This window comes from Mesorhizobium sp. M7A.F.Ca.US.014.04.1.1 (assembly GCF_003998745.1).
In the GTDB taxonomy this organism is placed as follows: Bacteria; Pseudomonadota; Alphaproteobacteria; order Rhizobiales; family Rhizobiaceae; genus Mesorhizobium; species Mesorhizobium ciceri.
Genome location: NZ_RZRW01000935.1, coordinates 1 through 1490 on the forward strand (window position 1 = coordinate 1; position 1490 = coordinate 1490).

General features: G+C 60.1%; 1 pseudogene. It reads left to right on the forward strand.

Annotation, left to right across the window (positions count from 1 at the left end):
- Positions 1 to 698: 698 nt before the first annotated feature.
- Positions 699 to 1490: pseudogene (locus tag EOA22_RS33270) on the forward strand (excinuclease ABC subunit A); the annotation flags it as partial.

Below are 1490 nucleotides of genomic sequence, written 5' to 3' on the forward strand. Positions count from 1 at the left end.
CACTGAGTGCGCGCGGAAATGAGCGTTCCCCACATAAAACGGCCCCGCCGTGCCTTGGGCAAACGGACGGGGCCTTCTGGATCTCAAATCCAACTTTGCCGGGAGTGTACTGCCGGCGTTTGATTTCGGATGCACCGCGGCGTTCGGCCGACGATCCGACTAGCAGTCTCTGATTTTTAGGGGATATGGCAGGTCACGGTTTGCCGGGTGGCGCAGACGCTAAACCCTGGCACTTATGCCTGCCGCGGCTCCAGTGACAACTGGAACCCTAGGGGACGATCCGGTGGCGTCATAGCTCCGCTCCTCTGTCCGTTGCGATTGTTGTCAATTCGAAGCACAAATCGCAAATGCCTGCGGCGTCTCGCAGGCCGCCTTTGGGCGGCGAGGCCATCGAAAGACGGCCGGCTTCGTTGACTTCCGGAGACTGCGCTCCTGGGTTGCCCGCGTCAACCATCAATAGCCGGTTACCGAAAAACGTGATCGCCGGGAGGTTACGTACAAGTCAGTTTTTGCACAGCTTTGTCAGGAGCGTGTTCGGCCTTTGTTCTTTCCGCTTGCCCGTTCACGCGAAAGACGCTTAAACGCTTTTGTCGGGAATTGTGGCGTCTCTCGACGTGGCGGCAAAACTACCTACATAGGGGATGGCCGGGAAAACCCGCCATTCCAGGAAATTCCAGATTCTGAGGCGGCGACCGGCTATGGCCGACCATAAATATCTTTCCATTCGCGGGGCGCGCGAACACAATCTGAAGAATGTCGATCTCGACCTGCCGCGTGACAGCCTGATTGTCATGACCGGCCTGTCGGGGTCCGGCAAGTCATCGCTTGCCTTCGACACGATCTATGCCGAGGGCCAGCGCCGCTACGTCGAAAGCCTGTCGGCCTACGCGCGGCAATTCCTCGAAATGATGCAGAAGCCTGACGTCGACCAGATCGACGGCCTGTCGCCTGCCATTTCCATCGAGCAGAAGACCACATCGAAGAACCCGCGTTCGACGGTCGGCACCGTCACCGAGATCTACGACTATATGCGCCTGCTTTTTGCGCGCGTCGGCATCCCCTATTCGCCGGCCACCGGCCTGCCGATCGAGAGCCAGACGGTTTCGCAGATGGTCGACCGCGTGCTGGCGATCGAGGAAGGCACGCGCCTGTTCATTCTGGCGCCGATGGTGCGCGGCCGCAAAGGCGAGTACCGCAAGGAGTTGCTGGAACTGCAGAAGAAGGGCTTTCAGCGCGTCAAGGTCGACGGCGTCTTCTATGAGATCGCCGACGTGCCGGCGCTGGACAAGAAGTACAAGCATGACCTCGATGTCGTCGTCGACCGCATCGTCGTGCGCGGCGATCTCGCGACGCGGCTTGCCGATTCCATCGAAACGGCGCTGAAGCTGGCCGATGGGCTGGCGGTCGCCGAATTCGCCGACAAGCCGCTCGATTCCAGCCAGACCGGCGAGGATTCGGTCAACAAGTCGAAGAACGAGACGCATGAGCGC